At 38.2% G+C, this 23,513-nt stretch carries 14 protein-coding genes; 9 read left to right on the top strand and 5 right to left on the bottom strand.

Features of this window, described 5'->3' with window-relative positions:
• The 3 genes from R5R67_RS16860 to groL all read left to right on the top strand — a co-directional run.
• On the top strand, nucleotides 1-8,239 hold an 8,239-nt coding region (locus R5R67_RS16860; protein WP_318755019.1), incomplete at its 5' end, for an Ig-like domain-containing protein.
• A 240-nt stretch (nucleotides 8,240-8,479) separates the two neighbouring features.
• Complete coding sequence (gene groES / locus R5R67_RS16855) at nucleotides 8,480-8,770, top strand: co-chaperone GroES (protein ID WP_000065579.1); 291 nt, start codon at nucleotides 8,480-8,482, stop codon at nucleotides 8,768-8,770.
• A 58-nt stretch (nucleotides 8,771-8,828) separates the two neighbouring features.
• The gene (groL, locus tag R5R67_RS16850; RefSeq protein WP_001274625.1) at nucleotides 8,829-10,463 is read left to right on the top strand and encodes a chaperonin GroEL; all 1,635 of its coding nucleotides are present in this window, start codon (nucleotides 8,829-8,831) and stop codon (nucleotides 10,461-10,463) included.
• Between the two features lie 176 nt (nucleotides 10,464-10,639).
• On the opposite strand, the gene R5R67_RS16845 is transcribed toward groL, so the two are convergent.
• A complete protein-coding gene (locus tag R5R67_RS16845) occupies nucleotides 10,640-11,014 on the bottom strand; it encodes a diacylglycerol kinase (protein ID WP_000379022.1) in 375 nt (124 codons plus the stop codon).
• Between the two features lie 106 nt (nucleotides 11,015-11,120).
• On the opposite strand from R5R67_RS16845, the gene R5R67_RS16840 reads away from it, so the two are divergent.
• Nucleotides 11,121-12,083 (top strand): MBL fold metallo-hydrolase, encoded by a 963-nt coding sequence (locus tag R5R67_RS16840; protein ID WP_000732902.1) that lies wholly within the window; start codon nucleotides 11,121-11,123, stop codon nucleotides 12,081-12,083.
• Nucleotides 12,084-12,126: 43 nt separating this feature from the next.
• Here R5R67_RS16840 and R5R67_RS16835 read toward each other — a convergent pair whose 3' ends face one another.
• Nucleotides 12,127-13,269, bottom strand: coding sequence for a glycerophosphodiester phosphodiesterase (locus R5R67_RS16835; protein ID WP_000488511.1), 1,143 nt, complete (start codon nucleotides 13,267-13,269; stop codon nucleotides 12,127-12,129).
• A gap of 263 nt (nucleotides 13,270-13,532) precedes the next feature.
• Here R5R67_RS16835 and R5R67_RS16830 point away from each other — a divergent pair, with 263 nt between their 5' ends.
• Complete coding sequence (locus R5R67_RS16830; protein WP_000949244.1) at nucleotides 13,533-16,628, top strand: multidrug efflux RND transporter permease subunit; 3,096 nt, start codon at nucleotides 13,533-13,535, stop codon at nucleotides 16,626-16,628.
• 72 nt (nucleotides 16,629-16,700) lie between these two features.
• On the top strand, nucleotides 16,701-17,276 hold the full coding sequence (locus tag R5R67_RS16825; RefSeq protein ID WP_001135456.1) for a DUF4112 domain-containing protein: 576 nt from the start codon (nucleotides 16,701-16,703) through the stop codon (nucleotides 17,274-17,276).
• Nucleotides 17,277-17,325: 49 nt separating this feature from the next.
• On the opposite strand, the gene htpX is transcribed toward R5R67_RS16825, so the two are convergent.
• Nucleotides 17,326-18,231, bottom strand: a complete 906-nt coding sequence (gene htpX / locus R5R67_RS16820) for a protease HtpX (protein ID WP_000984535.1) — start codon at nucleotides 18,229-18,231, stop codon at nucleotides 17,326-17,328.
• A 257-nt stretch (nucleotides 18,232-18,488) separates the two neighbouring features.
• Complete coding sequence (locus R5R67_RS16815) at nucleotides 18,489-19,352, bottom strand: lytic transglycosylase domain-containing protein (RefSeq protein WP_000798650.1); 864 nt, start codon at nucleotides 19,350-19,352, stop codon at nucleotides 18,489-18,491.
• Between the two features lie 505 nt (nucleotides 19,353-19,857).
• Between R5R67_RS16815 and ttcA the strand changes: the two genes are divergently transcribed.
• Nucleotides 19,858-20,763 carry a tRNA 2-thiocytidine(32) synthetase TtcA gene (ttcA, locus tag R5R67_RS16810; protein WP_000271249.1) on the top strand — a complete coding sequence of 302 codons (906 nt, stop codon included), beginning with the start codon at nucleotides 19,858-19,860 and terminating at the stop codon, nucleotides 20,761-20,763.
• 206 nt (nucleotides 20,764-20,969) lie between these two features.
• On the top strand, nucleotides 20,970-21,353 hold the full coding sequence (locus R5R67_RS16805; protein WP_001110719.1) for an SCP2 sterol-binding domain-containing protein: 384 nt from the start codon (nucleotides 20,970-20,972) through the stop codon (nucleotides 21,351-21,353).
• A gap of 92 nt (nucleotides 21,354-21,445) precedes the next feature.
• Here the strand turns inward: R5R67_RS16805 and R5R67_RS16800 are convergent, their stop codons facing one another.
• Nucleotides 21,446-22,558, bottom strand: a complete 1,113-nt coding sequence (locus R5R67_RS16800) for a transglycosylase SLT domain-containing protein (RefSeq protein WP_001984613.1) — start codon at nucleotides 22,556-22,558, stop codon at nucleotides 21,446-21,448.
• Between the two features lie 372 nt (nucleotides 22,559-22,930).
• On the opposite strand from R5R67_RS16800, the gene greB reads away from it, so the two are divergent.
• Nucleotides 22,931-23,425: a transcription elongation factor GreB gene (gene greB / locus R5R67_RS16795; protein WP_000841361.1), complete on the top strand. Its 495-nt coding sequence runs from the start codon at nucleotides 22,931-22,933 to the stop codon at nucleotides 23,423-23,425.
• Nucleotides 23,426-23,513: the final 88 nt, after the last annotated feature.

The raw sequence follows: 23,513 nt of genomic DNA, 5'->3' as shown, positions 1-23,513 counted from the left end.
TAGTTTTACTTTAAAGCTAGTTCAACCGATTGTGATTGGGGAACAAGCCGCTTTACTAGACCACTATGAAGTTTCAAAAGATGAAGGTAAAACTTGGCAGGAGACGACATTAAATCAAAAAGATTTAGCTGATGGTATTTACCAATATAAAGCTGTAGTGACAGACCTCGCAGGCAATATCTCAGAATCTGCTATACAAAAAGTTGTTGTAGATAATTCCTTAAATGTTGAATCAACCACAGTGATTGTAAAGCCGATTACTGAAGACAATACAATAAGTCTAGTTGAAAAAGATCAAGTTATTTCTATAAGACTTGAAATAGCTAATTTACCCACAGATTTAAATAGCTCACTGACATCAGTAAATACGACATTAGACAATGTTACTTATAACTTTCATTTTGATGAAGTCACGCAAGAATGGGTTACCGAAATTCCAGCAGAGTTTCTTTGGTCAGTAGAGCCGCAAACCAATATATCAATTGATATTAGTCTTACTGATCAAGCTGGCAATACAGCCATTATCACACATACCCAAAATTATAATGTGGATCATACTCCGAATTCACCAACCCTAGATTCACTAACTTTCAACAATATAGATGGAGCTATCATTTCAGGTAGTGCATATAAAGGAAGTAAGGTCGATATCTACAATAAAAATGGTGATTGGCTTGCAAGTACAATAACTAATGAAGAAGGCAAATTTACTTTACAAGATCTTTCAATTAACTCAAATCAAGAAGTTTACGCAGTCGCTACTTATAGTGGTTATAGCAGTGAAAATTCATCAATTGGGCTAGTTACTGAAGTTCCAGCTATTAGTATTACACGAATTAGTCCAGAAGGCGTGATTAGTGGTTATGCGACTGAAGGTAGTCATTTTATTGTAAAAGATCAGAATGGAAATATTCTACAAGAATTTAATTCTAATGTATTTGATAGCTCTGGTATTACACCATTTAGTGTAATGGCATTAGGTGAAGTCAGACCATTTACTTTGTCTCTCGACCAACCTTTGGAGGAAGGCACCCAAATTATTATTTCTACAGATAAAGATAATATTTCAGGCCATCCACAATATATTACTGCAGACTATACTCCAGCAGTATTTTTAGAAACTCCACATTTTGATATTAGTGGTGAAACTTTATCAGTACATGTTAATGAACCTAACAGCTTTATTCGTGCATTTTCTGGAGAAGGCAATTTAATTGCTACAGGTTTTACCGATGAGCAAGGCTTTGCAAATTTACAAGTGTTCCAATTTTTAAAAGAAGGCGAAACGGTTACTGTACAAGTATTAGATAAAAATCAAAATACGAGTGAAACCCTAATCGAGGTTCCAAACTTTGCTTATATTCCACATGTTGAACGTATTACACAAGAAGGCTTAATTTCTGGAGTTGCTGAAGATAATAGTACGGTAATTGTACGTGATACTGATGGCAATGAATTAGGAAAGGTTACATTAGGTGATGATAATAGTTGGAGTGACTTTAGTCATTTTAGCTTGAGTGTAAACCGCCCTTTAATTGATGGAGAGAAAATTTCCGTTCAAATTATTGATAATAAAGGGTTAATGAGTCCTGAGCAAAATATCATCGTAGATCTGACTCCTCCACCTGCTCCAACGGAGTTAAATTTCAATGATGCTGGTGATTTAGTTTATGGTCATGCAGAACCTTTCTCTGAAATTTTAGTTAAAGATGGGCAAGGAAATATTCTTAATAAATGGTTTTGGAATAACTGGACCGATGAGAGTGGAAGTTTCTCAATAGAACTAGGTACATTTTTAACCAATGCTGAGACAGTTTATGTCACGGCTACAGATGTAAATGGAAACGTAAGTTTAGCAGCTCAGATACAAGCACCTAACTATGCTTTTGCCCCCCATGTAGATAGCTTTACTTCGGATGGCGTAATAAGTGGGCAAGCTGAAAATAATAGTACTCTCGTTGTTAAAGACGCCAAAGGTGACGTTGTAGCCGAAATTAAAGTCGGTGAAGATAACGGTTGGAATGGATCAAGTTACTTTAAGCTCCAGCTTGACCGTCCTCTTGTTGATGGTGAGCAGTTCTTCTTATCAATTAAGGATGCTCGTGGGCAAGTAAGCACCGATACTGTAATTACCGCTGATAGGGTTGCTCCTACACCAGCCAGCAATTTAGTTTTCTCAGAAGATGGTTCATATCTTACAGGTGTAGCAGAACTGAATACTACGATTCAGGTTTTTGATCATAATGGTCAGCTAGTGAATATATGGAATAACACCATTAACTCTGACGGTACATTTACTATTTACTTAGGTAGTAACAATTTACATGGAGAAGCATTCACAGTCACTGTTAAAGACCAAGCCGGAAATGTGAGTGAGGCTATTTCAATAAACGCGCCACTTGACGATATTGCACCGAATCCAATTAAAAATATTTTACTTGATGCAAATGGCCAAAACTTTACAGCACAAGCGGAAGCAAATAGTCAGATCGAAGTTTTTGATTCATTGGGTAATCAGACAGGTTGGGGTTCTACAGATAGTGCAGGTAATGCTTCTGGTTCTTTCAATCAAACTTATTTACACGGTGAGGAACTCACTTTTGTTGTTATAGATCGAGCAGGTAATCGCAGTATCGAATTTAAGCAAAATGCTTTAATTGATACCATTGCACCAAATCCGATTGAAAATATCATCTTCAACGAAAATGGCCAAAGTTTTACAGCTCAGGCAGAAGCCGGAAGTTCTATTGATGTATTAGATCAGACTGGAAATAAGATTGGTTTTGGTTACACCGATAGCTCAGGTAATGTATCTGGTTATTTTCAACAAGTTTACTTACACGGTGAGGAACTTACTTTTGTCGTGATCGATCGAGCAGGTAACCGCGGTGCAGAGGTCAAGCAGAGTGCTTTGAATGATGACGTCGCACCAAATCCGATTGAAAATATTGTATTAGATCTCAATGGCCAGAACTTTACAGCTCAGGCAGAAGCAAATAGCCAAATTGAAATCAAAAATAATAACGGTGACGTCGTAGGTTATGGATCAGCAGATAGTGCAGGTAATGTTTCAGGATATTTGTATCAAGTGCATTTACATGGCGAAGAGCTCACTTTTATTGTAGTTGACCGAGCGCGTAACCGTAGTACAGAGGTTAAGCAGAATGCCTTGATTGATGATATTGCGCCAAATCCGATTGAAAATATTATATTAGATATCAATGGTCAAAACTTTACAGCGCAAGCAGAAGCAAATACTCAAATTGAAGTTAAAAATGCTGTTGGTGAGATTGTAGGTTCAGGTTATGTGGATGGCGCTGGTAACGTGTCAGGTTATTTATATCAAGTCTATTTACATGGAGAAGAGCTCAGTTTTGTTGTCGTTGACCGAGCGGGTAACCGCAGTACAGAGGTCAAGCAGAATGCCTTGATTGATGATATCGCACCAAATCCGATTGAGAATATTTTACTTGATGCGAACGGACAGAACTTTACAGCTCAGGCAGAAGCAAACACTCAAATTGAAGTCAAAAATACTGCTGGTGAAGTCATAGGATCTGGTTCAACCGATAGCATGGGTAATGTTTCTGGTTACTTCTATCAGGTCTATTTACATGGTGAAGAACTCACTTTTGTTGTAGTTGATCGAGCGGGTAACCGCAGTACAGAGGTCAAGCAGAATGCCTTGATTGATGACATTGCTCCGAATGCGATTGAAAACATTATCTTTAATGAAAATGGTCAAAACTTTACAGCGCAAGCAGAAGCAAATAGCAAAGTTGAAGTTAAAAATGCTGCGGGTGAGGTTGTAGGTACTGGTTATGTAGATAGTGCTGGTAACGTCTTGGGTTACTTGAATCAAGTTTATTTAAAAGGTGAGGAACTCACTTTTGTTGTGATTGATCAAGCCGGTAATCGCAGCGTTGAAGTAAAACAAACAGCCTTTCTTGATAATACAGCACCAGAAAATGCGACTAATTTAGTATTTAGCGAAGATGGTTCATATCTAACTGGTATGGCTGAGCCAAATGCTACGATTCAAATATTTGATCAGAATGGTCAATTATTAAATCTTTGGAATAATAATGTTAATTGGGATGGAACATTTAGCGTCTCATTAGATACTAATTACTTGCATGGCGAAGAATTTAAGGTGGTTGTAGTAGATCGGGCTGGTAATTTGAGTAGCGGGGTTACTGTAAAAGCGCCACTTGATGATACTGCTCCTGTAGCTGCAAGTAATCTGGTCTTTAGTGAAGATGGTTCATCCCTTTCGGGTGTAGCAGAGCCAAATACCTTCATTCAGATTTTTGATCAAAATGGTCAACAGGTGAATACGTGGAATCAGAGTGTAAATGCTGATGGTACATTCACTATTTCTTTCGGAACTTACAATTTACATGGTGAAGAGTTCACAGTCACTGTTAAAGACCGAGCTGGAAATGTGAGTGAAGCTGTTTCAGTTAAGGCGCCGCTTGATGATATTGCCCCAAATCCGATTAAAAATATTGTATTTGATGCAAATGGCCAAAGCTTTACGGCACAAGCAGAAGCAAATAGTCAGATTGAAATTTTTGACTCATTTGGTAGTCAGATAGGTTGGGGCTCTACCGATAGCACTGGTAATGTGACGGGTTACTTCTATCAAGTGTATTTACATGGAGAAGAATTAACGTTCGTTGTTATAGACCGAGTAGGTAACCGTAGTGATGAAATGAAGTTAAATGCTTTGATGGATACCATTGCACCAAAGCCGATTGAAAACATCATCTTTAATGAAAATGGGCAAAATTTTACAGCACAAGCAGAAGCCAATAGTTTTATTAGTGTCAAAAATGCTGCGGGTGAGTTTGTTGGCTATGGTTATGTCGATAGTACTGGTAATGTGTCCGGTCACTTCAATCAGGTTTACTTAAAAGGTGAGGAACTCACTTTTATTGTTATAGATAAAGCAGGTAATCAAAGTATTGAATATAAGCAAAATGCTTTAACTGATGATATTGCACCAAATCCGATTGAAAACATCGTCTTAAATAAAAATGGACAAAACTTTACAGCGCAAGCGGAAGCCGATAGCCAAATCGAAGTTAAAAATACTGCGGGTGAGGTCGTAGGTTCTGGTTATGTAGATAGTATTGGTAATGTGTCAGGTTCTTTTAATCAAGTCTATTTACATGGAGAAGAGCTTACTTTTGTTGTAGTTGACCGAGCAGGTAACCGTAGTACAGAGGTCAAGCAGAATGCTTTGATTGATGATATCGCACCTAATCAAATTGAGAATATTGTTTTTGATGTAAATGGTCAGTACTTTACGGGGCATGCTGAAGCAGATACTCGAATTGAAGTACTAGATCAATTTGGCAATCGCGCTGGTTGGGGATATGTTGATAGCCAAGGTAACGTGATAGGTTATTTCAATCAGGTTTATTTACATGGAGAGGAATTAACTTTCATCGTTGTAGATATAGCTGGTAACCGAAGTGTTGAAGTGAAGCAAAATGCTTTAATTGATAATGTCGCACCGCCAGCAGCAGCAAATATTACATTAACCTCAGACGGATTGCTTTTTGGTGAGGCGGAGCCAAACTCAACTGTTGAAATTATTGATCAATATGGTGCAGTTATCACAACAACTTATGTTTGGTACGATGGCACATTTAATCAATGGATTAATCTGAGTCAATACCAGACACAAAATTTAAGTATTGTTGTCAAAGATCAAGCAGGTAACCGCAGTGAAGTTGTACATGAATTAGTACCAGTATTTACCAACTCACCAATTGCTGCAACAGAGCTAAAACTGGATATAGATGGTCATATTCTGACAGGTAAGGCGACAGTAGGAATGTCGGTTGTTGTTACATCTACTGATGGTCAGACCATTAACGGAGGGTGGAATAATGCTGTGAATGAAGATGGTAGTTTTGCTATTCAGTTAAATGATTACTATCTACAGGGACAGACATTACAAGTTCGAGTTTATGATCAGAATACGAATCAATATAGCCTAATCTCTGAAATTATTGCGCCTTTAGACAATATTGCTCCAGTAATTAATGAAGTGGTAATTAACAATGATGGTTATGGTATTACTGGGCAAACTGATTCAAAAGCAATCATTCAGGTAATGGATGAGGATGGAGATTTTAGAGCAGAATTTCAATCGGATGAAGCGGGATATTTCAATGCTAGTATTTATCCACCACTATTACGTGGAGAGCAGTTATTTATCACGGCAACAGATTTAGCCAAAAATATAAGTACGCCATTTAATATTACTTTTAATGCAGATATTAATGCACCACCTTCAGCAAATCATGTTGTGATATCTGAAAATGGTTTCTTTATTGAGGGAACTGCTTTACCAAATAGTGTGGTGCGTATTTATGATGTGTATAGTAATTATATTGGCGGTGGTTTTGTAGACGAAACAGAGCATTTTAATATCCAGTTATATTCACCTCAGGCGAATGGGCAAACTTTACGCGTTGTTGTGGAGCAAAATGGCTATCAAAGCGCTTACACCGAAATTACCGCACCTATAGACACTGTCGCACCAAATGCAGCAACTCAGCTTGTCTTAGAAGATGGAAATGTACTTTCAGGACAAGCGGAAGCATATTCAACAGTTAATATTTTTGATGCTAATAATAATTTAGTTGGTCAGACTACTGTCGGAAGTGAAGGTAGTTTCTTAACACAATTATGGTCACAATATTGGCATGGAGAAACATTGACGGTAAAAGTAGTTGATGCCAATCAAAATGAGAGTGTGCGTACAACGATTGTTGCTATAAATGATACAACAGCACCGAAAGTGGTCACCCAGCTTGCCATAAATGAATGGGGTAATTGGCTGGTAGGACATGCCGAAAGCAATGCTACTCTTGAAATTACATATTATTTTGCTGATCAAGAACCTTCCGTAACGAGTACTACGGTCATGGCAGATGGAACTTTCTCTACTTATCTGTATGGGACTGCAACGTCATTTGACCTTACTGTTATTGATCGTGCAGGAAATCGTAGTGAAACTATCAACAAAGCGATTAATGATTTACCTACAATCACTGTTGATCAGTTTAAAGGTGATGCTACGGATAATACGTATATAATTGATCATATAAGTGATTTTGTTCAAGAATATACTGTTGAGCCGTATGCAATATATGAAGAAATTTGGATTGATAATAGCTATATGTATCCAGAATGGATTAATGAAGGGCATTATGAACAGGAATGGCTTGTTAGTGGATATTATGAACAAAAATTGATAACAAATGCATTTTATGAAACACAATGGATTCCAAATGTGCATGAAGTTGTACTAAATATTTATCAAACTCAATATGGAATGGCTTATATAGATAATGGCACCCCAGAGAGTGAATACAGTCAATATGTACAGCAATATTATGATGCTGTAACAGGTCAATGGCAGGTAGGCTACGAACTCACTTATGTACGGTCACAAATGGGTTGGGTTGATACGGGGCATTATGAAGATGTTTGGGTTGAAACTAGCTATTATGAAGATGTCTATATTGATACGAGTCATTATGAAGATATCTATGTTGATACAAGTCATTATGAAGATGTTTGGGTGGAAAGTGGCTATTGGGAGAGTCAGCTTGTTGAATCTGGTTCCAGAGATGTCGATTCTGGTGGACATGATAAAATAATTAGTTCTGTCAGTTTTAGTTTAGTAGGGAATTCTCAATGGGTGTTCAATAATGAAACAAGTGGATCAATATTAATTGAAAGCGGGCGTTATGTAGAAGACTTGGAACTGGTTGGTTCTGCTCATCTCAATGCAACAGGTAATGCTTTAGATAATCTTTTAACAGGTAACTCTGGTAATAACATTTTGAATGGGCGTGAAGGTAACGATACCTATATCACTAATGAAGGTACTGATACCATTCTGTTCCAATTGCTAAATAGCCAAGATGCGACTGGCGGGAATGGACATGACACGGTGTTAGATTTTACTTTAGGTGATATAAGAACTAACCTTCAAGCTGACAAAATCGATTTAAGTGAACTATTAATTGACTATTCTAAAGATGTAAGCGCATTAGCTAAATTTATTACTGTAGAGCAAGATGCTGGGAACACGACTATTAGTCTTGACCGAGATGGCGAAGGTACAATGTTTAATAGTGTGTCACTGTTAACTCTAAATCAAGTAAATACAACATTAGACGAATTACTAAACAACCAGCAAATTATTGTTTAGTATGAATATTTAACTTTAGGAAAGAGGCTATGAAAATAGCCTCTTTTATTTTGTGCTTTAAATTTAATAAAAACTCTTCACAACCTGTTAAAAAATGACCAAAAAAATAGAATTTTTTTTCATTTTCCCCTTGAAGCCATTTTTTTCATCCCCACAAAAGTGACATCTAAATATTTTGTTATTGCTCTGGATTAAAGCAATAACGATTAATCAAAAAGACTAAGTCTGATGGAGTTAATTATGAGCAACATTCGTCCATTACATGATCGCGTTGTGATTCGTCGCGTAGAAGAAGAAACCAAAACTGCTGGCGGTATTTTATTGCCAGGTTCTGCTGCTGAAAAACCATCTCAAGGTGAAGTAATTGCAGTAGGCAATGGTCAAATCACTGATAACGGCGTACGTGCTTTGGATGTTAAAGTTGGTGACAAGGTGTTATTTGGTACTTATGCAGGTACAACAGTTAAAGTAAATGGTGAAGAACTCTTAATCATGAAAGAGTCAGACATCTTAGCTGTATTAGAAGGCTAATCGATCCATAACTCAATTCATTATCAGATTCAGTATTTAAAAAGATTCGGAGTTTAATATGTCAGCTAAAGACGTAAAATTTGGTGATTCAGCTCGCTCAAAAATGATTGCAGGGGTAAACGTACTTGCAGATGCGGTTAAAGTGACTTTAGGTCCTAAAGGTCGTAATGTTGTGATCGACCGCTCTTTCGGTGCGCCGCACATTACTAAAGACGGTGTAACTGTTGCAAAAGAAATTTCATTAAAAGACAAGTTTGAAAACATGGGTGCTCAACTTGTTCGTGAAGTTTCAAGCAAAACTAACGACATCGCAGGTGACGGTACAACAACTGCAACTGTACTTGCTCAAGCAATTTTAAATGAAGGTATCAAATCAGTAACTGCTGGTATGAACCCAATGGATTTAAAACGCGGTATCGACATTGCAGTAAAAACTGTAGTTGAAAATATCCGTTCTATTGCTAAACCAGCTGATGATTTCAAAGCAATTGAACAAGTAGGTTCAATCTCTGCTAACTCTGATACTACTGTTGGTAAACTTATTGCTCAAGCAATGGAAAAAGTAGGTAAAGAAGGCGTAATCACTGTAGAAGAAGGTTCTGGCTTCGAAGACGCATTAGACGTTGTAGAAGGTATGCAGTTTGACCGTGGTTATATCTCTCCGTACTTTGCAAACAAACAAGATACTTTAACTGCTGAACTTGAAAATCCGTTCATTCTTCTTGTTGATAAAAAAATCAGCAACATTCGTGAATTGATTTCTGTTTTAGAAGCAGTTGCTAAAACTGGTAAACCACTTCTTATCATCGCTGAAGATGTTGAAGGTGAAGCGCTTGCAACTCTTGTTGTAAACAACATGCGCGGTATCATCAAAGTATGTGCTGTTAAAGCTCCTGGTTTCGGTGACCGTCGTAAAGCAATGCTTCAAGATATCGCGATCTTGACTGGCGCAACAGTTATTTCTGAAGAAGTTGGTATGTCTTTAGAACAAGCAACTCTTCAAGATTTAGGTACAGCGCACAAAATCACTGTTTCTAAAGAAAACACAGTTATTGTTGACGGTGCTGGTGATGCTGCTGCTATCGCTGAGCGTGTTCAACAAATCCGTGCTCAAATCGAAGAATCTACTTCAGAATATGACCGTGAAAAATTACAAGAACGTGTTGCTAAGTTAGCAGGCGGTGTTGCTGTAATTAAAATCGGTGCAGCAACTGAAGTTGAAATGAAAGAGAAGAAAGATCGCGTAGACGACGCACTTCACGCAACTCGTGCAGCAGTTGAGGAAGGTGTTGTTGCTGGTGGTGGTGTTGCGCTTGTTCGCGCTGTAAATGCTCTTGAAGGCTTAAAAGGCGCTAACGAAGATCAAACAGCTGGTATCAACATTTTACGCCGTGCGATCGAAGCTCCACTTCGTCAAATCGTTGCGAATGCTGGTGATGAGCCATCTGTAGTTATCAACGCTGTTAAGAATGGTGAGGGTAACTTCGGTTACAACGCTGCAACTGGCGAATATGGTGATATGTTAGAAATGGGTATCCTTGACCCAGCTAAAGTAACTCGTTCTGCACTTGAGCACGCTGCTTCTGTTGCTGGCTTAATGTTAACTACAGAATGTATGATTACTGACATTCCTGAAGACAAACCAGCTGTTCCAGATATGGGCGGTATGGGTGGTATGGGCGGAATGATGTAATAACGCATCAACGCTTTAACCCAAAAAAAAATCCCTGCATTCGCAGGGATTTTTTTATTTTTCCAGTAATTTTAAGAATAAGTTAAGTTCAGAACCCTAAAATTAAAACAGGAACAGCAGCTAGAAGTTCCTCTTTTGTTACAACCATGCTTATCTATTTATAAGCATGGTTTTTTTTATCCAAATAAAATAATAAGCCAAGTGGCAACAATAATAGAAAGTGCAACAAACTGAGCGGCACTACCCATATCTTTCGCATTTTTGGAAAGTTGGTGTTTCTCGAGTGAAACTCGGTCAACCACTGCTTCAATGGCAGAGTTGAAGAGCTCAACAATGATGGCAAATAAACAGACAATGATCATCAGGGCATGTTCGCCGCGAGTTACATCCAGGAAAAAGCTGACAGGGATGAGTACAAGATTAATTAAAACAATTTGCCGAAATGCAGCTTCATTTTGATAAGCAGCTTTAAATCCTGAAATTGAATAACTGGTAGCGTTCAAGATGCGCTTTAGGCCACTTTTACCTTTATAGGGAGAATAACTATCCATTCACTTATATTTTTGACACTTTTCATGCATTATATAGTGCAGCCCTTAAAAAAATATTAAATCTTTTTTAAAGATTTTGACTTTATAACTCCATAGAGAAGAAGAGATGAAAAAACTATTTGTAGCCTTAGGACTTATCATGGGTAGCTTGCATATAAGCTATGCAGAACCAGCTTCAGCTCAACAAGTACCCGGATATTACCATCATCAATTTGGTAATTATCGGATAACTTCCTTGCTCGATGGCACTATTTATCTAGATCCGAAATTGTTTAAAAATTTAAGTCCGGCTGAAAAAACTAAAATTTTAACGAAATATGCTGCTGTAAATGAGAAGGGGATTCAGACTTCAGTAAATGCCTTTTTAGTTGATGATGGTAAAAGTTTGACGCTGGTTGACAGTGGAGCTGCGAGTTGTTTTGGCCCACAGTTGGGTTCAATTGCTAAAAATCTTGAATTAGCGGGCTATCAACTTGCCAATGTGAAAACTGTTTTATTGACCCACTTACATCCAGACCATGTGTGCGGTATTGCTCAAAATGGAAAAGCGGTATTTCCTAATGCAACCATCTATGCTCATGAGCGTGAAGCAGATTATTGGTTAAATCCAGCAAATGAAAAAACTGTACCAGCGGATAAAAAAGAAAATTATTTAGGTACTGTTAAAAACGTAAAAGCTGCACTTGCACCTTATCAAGCAAAAAAAGCATTCAAAACCTTTAAAGATGGTGATGTTATTCAAGGTTTTGAAGTAATCAATACACAAGGGCACACACCGGGACATCATAGCTTCCGTTTGAAGAGTAAAGGGCAACAAATTGTCTTTGTTGGTGATATTGTCCACTCACATTCTTTACAGTTTGATGCTCCAAAAACTGGGGTAGATTTTGATGTAAATTCAGAGCAGGCAATTAATACTCGTTTAAAAATGTTTGCTGAAATTTCAAATAAGCAACAATGGGTAGCTGCTCCACATTTACCGTTCCCAGGAATTGGTCATGTGTATAAAGTGAATGCTGAGCAGTATCAGTGGATTCCTTTATATTTTAATAACAGTCTTGATAAATAAAAAAACAGGGCATTCATTGCCCTGTTTTTTTATGAAGATTGAGTTATTTTGCAGCTTTTTCAAAATTAGTGACAGCTTCGCGACCGAGTGCTGGGTCATCGGTAAAGACGCCATCAACACCTGCCTTGAAATAGGCTTCAAACTCTTTTAACGCACCAGTTGGACAACGTTCAGCAGGTTTATCTGGGCTGCACTTTAACGGCGCTGGTAGGAAGTTGTTTTCTGGTCGGAAAGTATAAGGATGTACTTTTAAACCAGCCGTATGTGCATCAGAAATAAACGTACTAGTTTTATAAGAGCCATCATTATTAAAGGTCAGTATGTAACCTTTACTTGGTCCTACACCATTTGCATATTTGGCAACATCTTTTAACCCTTGTGCTGTGGCTAAATCAGCATAAGTTTTAGTGTCACCAGACTCTACGAAGTCTGCTGGTCGAGATGTTTTTGAGTCGTATAGCTGAATAATTTGTGCGTGTTTAAGCGTCTTATGAAGGTCAAGCTCCCTTTTTAAATCTTTTAGATTCTGAACTTCAAAAGACTGTAAATAGACAGGTGCAATATCACGTGTATATTTATATTTGGCTAAGGTTTTTAGAAGAGTATCTTCCATTGCCAGATTTTGATTTTTAAAATAAGTCGGATGTTTCGTCTCAATATATAAGCCTATAATTTTCCCCGTCTTTTTATAGTTAGCTTCGGCAAGCTCAATGATTTGTTCTAGAGTCGGGACAGGGTAAAGGTCATTATAAGCTGTGTTGGCTGGTCGAAACTCAGGAATACGTTCACGCGCTTTAAGTTGCTGTAATTCACTTAAAGTAAAGTCTTCCGTGAACCAACCGGTTAAGTCGACGCCATCAATATTTTTTGTTTTTTTACGGTCTGCAAACTGACTTAAAGTGCTTACATTGGTTGTTCCACCAATCTCATTTTCATGGCGGGCAACCAATACGCCATCTTTTGTAGAGACTAGATCCGGTTCAATGAAATCTGCGCCGTCATCAATCGCTTTTTGATATGAAGCTAAAGTATGTTCAGGACGTAAAGCGCTAGCGCCGCGGTGTCCTACTACTAGAATTTTAGGAAGTTGATATTCTGGCGTGGTTGGCGTCGTTTCAGTTTTATCGTCATCATTACAACCAACCAAGCTAATTAAACTTAAGCATAAAAGTGCTTTTCTAAACATAATGCTACTCATATTGTTTTAGTTGAAACGACTCAAGTTTCAGGGCCTTGTTTGACATGATCATGAAGAATTCATGAATTTTAAGTGACACTCGTTAACTGGTTTTTTATTGGTTTGTTGGAAATATTCAATCACGCTTTGTTTTTGTCTTAATTACATTTATTGTTTAATTCTACTTGTCTTTTTTATACCGCTCGTTGATCATCACAAGGTCTCGAAGCGGCATTTACTTCTGTTAATTAACGACATCATACCGAGCAGCCATGCTATCTAAATTTTTTATTCAACGCCCCATTTTTGCCAATGTATTGGCGATCATTGTTATGGCTTTCGGTATTTTTTCGGTCATGAATTTGCCTGTAGAACGGTATCCAGACATTGCTCCACCTAAAATTACTGTGTCGGCCAACTATAGTGGTGCAGATGCACAAACGGTTGAGCAAAGTGTTACTCAAATTTTAGAACAGCAAATACAAGGGATTGATCACTTACTCTATTTTAGTTCATCAAGTGACTCATCTGGACGTAGTCGAATTACCATAAGTTTTGATAACGGAACAAATCCGGATACTGCTCAGGTCCAAGTACAAAATAGTATTAGTGGCGTAATACGTCGCTTACCGGATGAAGTTCAACGCCAAGGTGTTACGGTAAGTAAGTCACTGGGTGACACTTTTATGGTAATTGGCTTATATGACTCGACTGGTAAAACAGGAAACATTGAGCTATCGGACTATTTAACTACGCATGTGGTAGATAACCTGAACCGTATTGAAGGGGTGGGCGAAACTGATGTATTTGGTTCACAATATGCCATGCGTATCTGGTTAAATCCGGATAAATTAAAACAATATAATTTAATGCCAAGTGATGTAGCGAATGCAATCACCGCACAAAATACTCAGGTCGCCGCAGGGGCAATTGGTGACTTACCCGTAATTGACGGTCAATATTTAAATACAAAAGTCACAGCAGGTTCTCGTTTAAAAACAGTTGAGGATTTTAAAAATATTGTCGTGAAGTCGAATAAAACGGCGAGTTATGTGTATTTAAAAGATATTGCCAGAGTTGAGCTAGGTGCAGAAAACTATCAGTCTTTTAACACTATTAATGGCTATCCTGCCGCAGGTTTGGGTATTTCTTTATCTTCGGGTGCAAATGCAATTCAGACCTCTAAGCTCATCCACCAAACTCTAGATCAGCTTACAACGAAACTACCAGCGGGTTATAAAATCGTTTATCCGCGAGATAATACGCCCTTTGTTCAAGAGTCAATTAAGGAAGTAGTAAAGACTCTGGTAGAGGCGATTATTCTGGTTATTTTGGTCATGTTCCTGTTCTTACAAAGCTGGCGTGCTACGCTCATTCCGAGTATTACCGTTCCAGTTGTGATTTTAGGAACTTTCGCTGTCTTATATGTGCTTGGTTTTAGTATTAACACCTTAACGTTATTTGCGCTGGTACTCGCGATTGGTTTGCTAGTCGATGATGCAATCGTGGTCGTCGAAAATGTTGAGCGGCTCATGCATGAACAGCACTTATCTCCTAAAGAAGCTGCAATTGAGTCGATGGGGGAAATTAGTGGTGCCTTAGTCGGAATTACGTTGGTTTTAACTGCTGTTTTTATTCCAATGTCCTTTTTAGGCGGTTCAATTGGGGTGATTTACCGTCAGTTTTCTATTACTTTAGTTGCCGCTATGGCGTTGTCGCTTATTGTTGCGCTCATTTTAACACCGGCTTTATGTGCATTAATTTTAAAACCAAACCCTCAACCTCAGCGTTGGGCCGTATGGTTTAACCAAAAGATTGAGCAACTTAAAAATCAATATATCAAGCTTGTTCAGACGAGTATTCATTACAGTAAATCAGTTATTGTGATTTTTGTGGCTTTAATTGCCGTTTTTACGCTGTTCTATAACGGTTTAAAAAGCGGTTTTATTCCTAAAGAAGACCAAGGAATTTTAAGTGTTCAAATTAAGCTCGTAGACAGCGCACCAATTTCTCAAAGCCAGAAAATTGGTGAGCAAGTCCGCCAATATTTCTTAACTCAAGAAGATAAAAATGTAGATTTGGTTTTAATCCGCTATGGACGAAATTATTCGGGCACAGGACAAAACTTGGCACAAGGGTTTATTGCTTTAAAACCATGGGATGTCCGAACAGGAAAAGAAAACTCGGCTGAGGCTATACAAAAGCGTGCCATGAAATACTTTAGTCATTTTAATAATGCACAGATTAATGTGACTTTACCTGCCTCAGTTAATGGCTTAGGTCAAACAGATGGTCTGGATTTATGGATTCAGGATTTGAATGGGCAAGGGCAAGATTTTCTAGATAGTGCCTTCCGTCAATTGCAGGCTCAAAGTAAAAATTATTCAACTTTCGAAAACTTTGATAAGCAGTCAACCAATAGTAAGGCAAATCTTAATATTAAGATTGACCAGAAACAGGCACTAGCAAATGGACTACAGCTATCGGCAATTAATAATACTTTGTCGAGCGCATGGGGCGGAACTTATGTAAATGACTTTATTGATCGGGGACGTATTAAACGTGTCATGATTCAAGGTGATGCCGAGTTTAGATCTAAACCGGAAGATTTATATAACTGGTCTGTACGTAATGACCAAAATGAAATGGTTCCCTTTAGTTCATTTGCCAACTTTAGCTGGGGCGGGGCGCCGGAAATTGTAAAACGCTATATGGGATATAGTGCTTTACAACTACAAGCAGATGTTGCGAGTGGCAGCAGTTCTGGCCAAGCGATGAAAGATGTAGAACAACTTGTTAACCAACAAAAAGATATTGGTTTAGCGTGGACAGGTTTATCTTTTGAAGAACAGAAGTCGACTAATCAGGCTGTGTGGTTATATTTAATTTCGGCTGGATTTATTTTCTTATGTTTAGCTGCTTTATATGAAAGCTTAAGTATTCCTGCTGCCGTGATGACATCTATTCCGCTTGGTGTAGGAGGAAGTGTGATTTTCTCTTATATTTTTGGTTTGCCAAATGACGTGTATTTCCAAATTGCGCTATTAACGACTATTGGTTTGTCATGTAAAAACGCCATTTTAATTGTTGAGTTCGCGGCCTTAGCGCAAGAAAAAGGTAAGAATGCCATTCAGGCAGCCTTAGAAGGTGCGAGCTTACGATTAAGACCGATTCTAATGACCTCTTTAGCCTTTGGTGCAGGCGTAATTCCACTTGTGTTTGCTCAAGGTGCTGGTGCGGTTAGTCGTCAAGAAATCGGTATTAGTATTTTAGGTGGCGTGATGTTTGGTACTGTGCTGGTTCTGTTTTTTATTCCGGTCATGTACGTGTTATTACGTTCACTGTTTAAATCGAAAGCTTCAACCTAAAAGTAAACAATTTAAAAACGGGCATCAAATCAAGTATATTAAGATTAACTTTTCTTCTTATATTTGATTTTGATGCCTCAAGAAAAAAAATTAACACAGCAGCAGGTTATCGCCCTAGAACGGGATCTTGCCAAGTTCGCAACCATGATGGATAGTGCGGTCCGTATTCCTTTTACAAAGCAGGGTATTGGCGCTGATGCTGCCTTAAGTACTATTCCAATTGCCGGTGATGTCGCTGGGTTCGCACTGACGTGTTATGCCATTTATAAGGCTAAACAAATAGGTGTGCCTCAGCATAAGCTCACTCCAGTGATCAAACTTGCTGTAGTCGATGCCGTAGTCGGTTTTGTTCCAGTTGCAGGGACTATTTTCGATATTTTTATACGACCAAGTCGAAAAGCATTAGATGTGGTGCATACGCATATTCGTGAAGAATATGCGATCCAAAGTGATATTCATGTCGTTCATCCGTATTTACATGAAAAGCTCGAAAAGAAGCAACAACAGTCGGCCTTCTGGCGTAACCCTGTTGTGAGTTGGTTATGGTTGCACATACCCGATTTATTAGGTGCGTTTGTACTGCTATTAATTGGCTTAGCTTTGTGGTGGGGTGCAAGTTACCTTTGGGGACTTTATCAAACCATGTAATCAAAAAATAAAGCCTCCATTTGGAGGCTTTATTTTTACATTAAACGTTTTATGGGCAATCTAATTGGTGTAGAGCTGCCACACGTTGTTCAATTGTAGGGTGAGTTTGGAACAATGCAGCTAAACTAAAGCCTTGTTCTTTACCTTCCGCAATTGCGAATGCTTTCATTTCTTTTGGCATTTGGTCAGGTAACTCTGTTTCAGCTTGCAAACGTAATAAAGCAGAAATCATCGCTTGTTTACCAGCTAAACGTGCACCGGCTTCATCTGCACGGTATTCACGGTAACGAGAGAACCACATCACAATGGCAGAGGCAAGAATACCGAACACGATATCTAGAACCATTGTAATGATGAAATAACCCATACCAGGGGCTTCATTGTCTTGACGACCAAAGACATTACGGTCAATAAAGTCACCTACTACACGAGCAAAGAACATAACGAAGGCGTTTACTACACCTTGAATGAGTGCGAGTGTAACCATGTCACCATTTGCAACGTGGCCGATCTCGTGCGCGAGTACAGCACGTAGCTCATCTTTGTTCATACGCTCAAGTAGACCGCTTGAAACGGCAACTAAGGCATCATTTTTATTCCAGCCTGTTGCAAAGGCATTAGACTGATATGAAGGGAAGATACCAACTTCTGGCATATTAATACCAGCACGTTGAGAAAGTTCAGCGACTGTTTGCAATAACCAGCTTTCAGCTTGGTTACGAGGAGCATTTGGGTCAATCAGTTCTGTACCAGTAGTTTTCTTAGCCATCCATTTGGACATAAATAGAGAGACTAAAGAGCCCACCATACCGAACACAAAACAGATGACTAAAAGGTTGCCTAGATTTAAGCCACCCGCGCCATGGTAACTACCGACACCGAAGAGTGACAAAATAATGCCAGCTACAACCAGTACCGCGAGGTTGGTAAGCAAAAACAAACCAATCCGCATCATTGAGAAAATCCTCTTATAAATAAAATATTATCTGATTTATAAATTATAAATCACACAGCTAATATGCGGCGCTTAGGGGAAAAATTCAAGAAAAAAATAAGGAATCAATACATTCTTTGCGATCTAAGAATGTATTTAAATTAAACAAGTTATTAGAAAGCCCCTCTGAACACGACAGTGGGGGTAATAGATCATTACAATTTTTTGACAATAGGGTCCGCTAAATAAATAACCGTAAGGTATGAGGCTTTTAAAGCTTACTCAATCCGGATATGTGCAATAGCAGTTGCATTATTGGTGACATAAGTTCCCGTAGGTGCATCTGTATATGTACCATCTGGCAATGTAACGATTTGGCGCGAAGAAGAATACTTAATAGGCTGAGCAGAGACTTGCGTCGAAGTACTGTGCGGTATGGCTGGCTGGTTTATCGCTTGGGCAGAAATACTCGAATTGCTAAAAGAAGAAAGGCCTACACCAGAAGAATATAAGTTTTGGTAGCGGCTTGTGACTCGGCGAACATAATCTTGGGTTTCACGGAATGGGGGAATACCGCCATATTTATCGACGTTTCCTTCTCCTGCATTATAAGCGGCAAGCGCCATTTGCGTATTACCGTTAAAACGTTTGAGCAACCAACTTAAATATTTAGCACCAGCGAAGATGTTTTGCTGAGGATCATAAGCGTTAGATACGTTAAAACGACGAGCAGTAGCCGGCATAAGCTGCATTAAACCTTGGGCACCAACCGGAGAGCGGGCATTTACGTTAAAGCCAGACTCGGTATGCATAACGGCTTTGATTAATCCTTCCGAAACGCCGTGCTGTTGTGCTGCCTGCTTAATAATATGATCAAAAGCATTTTTGTTTTTGCTATAGCTTGGTAGAACCGAAGCTTCTGAAGTCCCCCAGTTGCTATAACTATGAATATTACTATCTGGGTAGTAGGTGACTTTTACTTTTTTGAGTGAATGGTCATAACTTTTACGGTTTGTCAGTAAAGTACTGCCGTTTTTGTCTTGGTAAATGTACATCTGACCTGCTGAAGTCGGCGTTATACCTACCGAAAAAGTGGTCATCCCCAGTAAACAAGAAAAAAGATATTGAACCGAATTTTTCATTTTATGTTATTCACAATTTTAGGGTCTCAAAACTTGTCAAAGAGTTTATCAAAAAATATTACTTAAAGAAGTTTTGTGTAATTTTTTTTATTTTGACTCTTTGAAAAAATCAAGCAGTTTTGCTCGAATGATCATCAAAAAAAATTAAAAAAAATTTTTTAAAATGATTCTATTGACTTGAATAACTATTTGAAAAATAAGGGTAAAAATCATTGGTTAAAAAATGATCAATTTAAATAAAACCCTTAACAGAAGGTCAAAACAGTTTGTCAAGTATTAAGAAATCCACAATTTTATCCACAGGTTTTGTGGAAAACTGTGGAAAAGTCCAAAAAGTAAGCATTTTGCGTAAAAAAATGAACTCATCGGTCAAAATGGCGCACTGCTTTTGCATCATGCCTGAGCATTATGACGACTTCAAGAATTGAAACTATTCTTTTGATGCGATTCTCATCCGAATCATATAAAATTGCGCGGTATTTTTATTTATGGGTATATCTCGTCTATGTACGCGCCAGTTGAGTCCAACGAAGGATTTAATTTTAAGCCTGAACTTCCAACAAGCTCGGCCTATTATCGTTTGCTTAAGAAGCTTCGCCGTCAAGTTGGACATGCCATCCGTGACTTCAATATGATTGAAGATGGTGACAAGGTCATGGTGTGTGTGTCTGGTGGTAAAGACAGTTATACCTTGCTCGACATTTTATTGCAGTTCAAACGTATTGCACCAATCAATTTTGATATTGTTGCGGTTAACCTTGACCAAAAGCAGCCTGGTTTCCCTGAAGATGTCTTACCACGTTATATGGAAGAAAATAACATTCCGTATTACATTTTGGAAAAAGACACTTACAGCATTACCAAACGTTTAACTCCTGAAGGTAAAACGTACTGTGCTGTGTGTTCACGTTTACGCCGTGGTTCGCTTTATGGCTTTGCTCAAGAAATTGGTGCAACCAAAGTTGCGCTAGGGCATCACCGTGATGACATCATTGCTACTTTCTTCTTGAACTTATTCCATGGCGGTAGCTTAAAGGCAATGCCACCTAAGCTTTTATCGTCAGATAAGAAAAATATTTTGATTCGTCCTTTGGCTTATGTTGAAGAAAAGGACATTATCAAATATGCAGAGTTACGTAAGTTCCCGATTATTCCGTGTAACCTTTGTGGTTCACAAGAGAACTTGCAACGTGCCATGATCAATGAAATGCTTCGTGAATGGGACAAACAGTATCCAAAACGTTTACACAGCATTTTTGGTGCGTTACAGAACGTTTCACCTTCACAACTTGCTGACCGTGATTTGTTCGATTTCGAAGTTCTTGACTCGCAGCGCGAATTAGACTTTAAAGATCCGGAAGAGCTGAAAAAACGTTTAGATGTAGTGAACTTAAGCTTTGCTGCTGAATAAAACGAATTAATAAGTCAATTGAAGGCACTTTATAAACAAGTGTCTTTAATGTATCAAAATACTAAAAAATGAATGTTCCGTACAAAAAGTCATAGCTCAACCTTAAAATTACATGCTATAACAACGCTCAAGCAGAAGTGCTTCACACGATGTTGTCTGGATAGGCAACACTAGAGAAATTGAACAAATAAATTTGAGGAAGAATCATGCCTGCATTTTTAACTGATGATTGGTTTGCGACTGTCGAAAAATTAACTGCTGAAGCAGGTGATCTTAATTTGCCACCAGCTCTTGCGAATTTGGCAATTAATTTAGTAGTTACAGATGCTTCTGGAAATACCGAATTAGCGTTAGATGGGGGTAAAATCCAAAAAGGTTTGTCTTCAAATGCCAAAACTACATTAAACATGGATGCTGAAACTTTACGTAAAGTATTCCTTGAGTTTGATATGGCAGCTGCTATGCAGGCATTCATGACTGGTAAAATAAAAGTTCAAGGCGATATGTCTCAGTTAATGGCTTTACAAACAGCTAAACCAAGCCAAGAACAAAAAGATTTGTTCAAAAAAGTATTAGAGCAAACCGCTTAAACTGAAAAAGAATTCATATAAAAAGCTTACCCCGAGAGGTAAGCTTTTTATTTATACAAACAATGAATTTATCAACTTTTAGATGATAAAAACTAGATATTAATTCGCGTTTGTGCCGTTTTAATGTGCTCAAGATAAGCACGTATACGAGTCACATACTGAACCGCTTGTTTGTATCGACCATTGCGAGTTTTGTTACTCTGCAAATAATTATAGAGATTAACCCATTGGTTCGGGTCTTTCCCTTGGGCTTGCAAGCGCTTTTGAATCTGGTTCACTGCACCCGGTCCCATATTGTAAGCCACAAGCGCATACCAGTTGCGATCTGGGAAAGGAATATCATCATACTCACTTAACATGAGATCATAATATTTCGCACCGCCCTGAATACTCTGTGCTGGATCGTTACGGTTACTCACACCCATTGCCCGAGCTGTACTATTGGTTAACATCATTAACCCACGTACACCTGTTGGTGAAACAGACTCCGGTTTTAGGTACGATTCTTGATAACCAATCGCTGCAAGCAAATGCCAGTCTAAATCATACTGAGCAGCGCTTTGTTTAAAGCTTGCTTTGTAAATCGGTATACGTGCACTTAAGTCACGTTGAATCGTAGACCAAGCTTCTGGTTTTACAACATTACGGTTATAAAAAGAAGCAAGTTGCTGAGTTAGGCCATTTTGTTTGCTTTGACAAACAAAACCGCTTGCTGTTTGTGTAAGCGGGTCATCTGCTTGTTTAAACACCCAGCTTAGATTCGGATTTAATCCATTTTTTTGCAAATTTACGATATCACCACAACTTGCAGAAAAAGACATTAATCCTTTGTTCTCGATTGAACTTAAGCTTGCGGTTGTCATGGCAAGATTTGCTTTACCTTGCTGAACCCACTTAAGCGCCGTGGCATTGTCTGTCACGATTTTGAAGTCCAACTTTACATTTAAGCTTTGTGCATAGTTACGCGCTAAGTCATAACCGAAGCCGTGTAAAAACTGGTCTTCTTTAAAAACAGTCGTTGGGCTTTCTACAGCAACCACTGTTAATGTGTTTGTGTTAACTACAGTATTGTACTGTAGGGTTTTTCCTGCATTGATACTATGAAAGGGAAAAAACATAGTGCTGAGCGCAAGAACTTTCAATGGGAGAGAAGAAAATAAAGAGCTAAGGCCAAGCCTCGACCCAGAACTTGAATTACTGTGCATGTTGTCTCCGCTACAGGTAATTTATGCCCTAAAAGTCAGACAAAAAGCTGCCATAACTTCTAAAAGTTGATAAATTCAATAAGGGGTGGGCAGTCATGACGTCATTCAAAATGACATGAAATGAAAAAAGCAAACTGTGTAGAAAATCTACATAGTTTTTGAGTGGGTTAAAAAATACTCAACATTTAAGATGCGCGCATCATAATATTGAAAAAAAGTATTGTCAAATTTTGTACAATTAAATATCCGATATATCATCATAACAACATGAATTTATTAAGGAAGAAAATTTATACACTTCTGATGTGAGAAAATAGGGTATAAAATGCTACATCTTGTAACCCTTATGTTGTTAATCAGTGGTTTTTAATCATGAAATCTAACTTAATCACTCGGTCAGGCCATGACAAATTAGTTGCTGAATTAAAACAACTTTGGCATGAAGAAAGACCAGAAATTACGAAAAAAGTAAATTGGGCTGCAAGCCTCGGTGACCGTAGTGAGAATGCAGATTATCAATATAACAAGCAGCTCCTTAGAAAAATTGATCGACGAGTACGCTACTTAGGAAAGCGTTTAGAAGAGTTAAAAATTGTTGATTACTCACCTGAGCAAGAAGGCAAAGTTTACTTTGGTGCTTGGGTCGACATTGAAAATGAAGAAGGGGAGCAAAAAACCTTACGAATTGTCGGGGTAGATGAAATTTATGATCACCATCCTCAGCATATTTCCATTGAGTCACCTATGGCACGTGCACTATTGAGTAAAGAAGTCGATGATGAAGTAGAAGTACACACACCTTTGGGCAAAAAGCTGTGGTATATCAATGCAATTCGCTATGAAAAACCTAAAAATGATGAAATTTAGATAGATTTGTTTTTATTTTGAGCGTTTGAATTAAAAATTAAATAAAAGATTTGCCAACTTGCATTTTTGTTTATATTATAGCGCTCGT

Origin of the sequence: Acinetobacter sp. OYA S30 (genome assembly GCF_033599315.1) — a bacterium.
Lineage (GTDB): Bacteria > Pseudomonadota > Gammaproteobacteria > Pseudomonadales > Moraxellaceae > Acinetobacter > Acinetobacter baumannii.
Note: the sequence above shows the minus strand (reverse complement) of the source record. Positions and strands in the feature narration are given on the sequence as shown.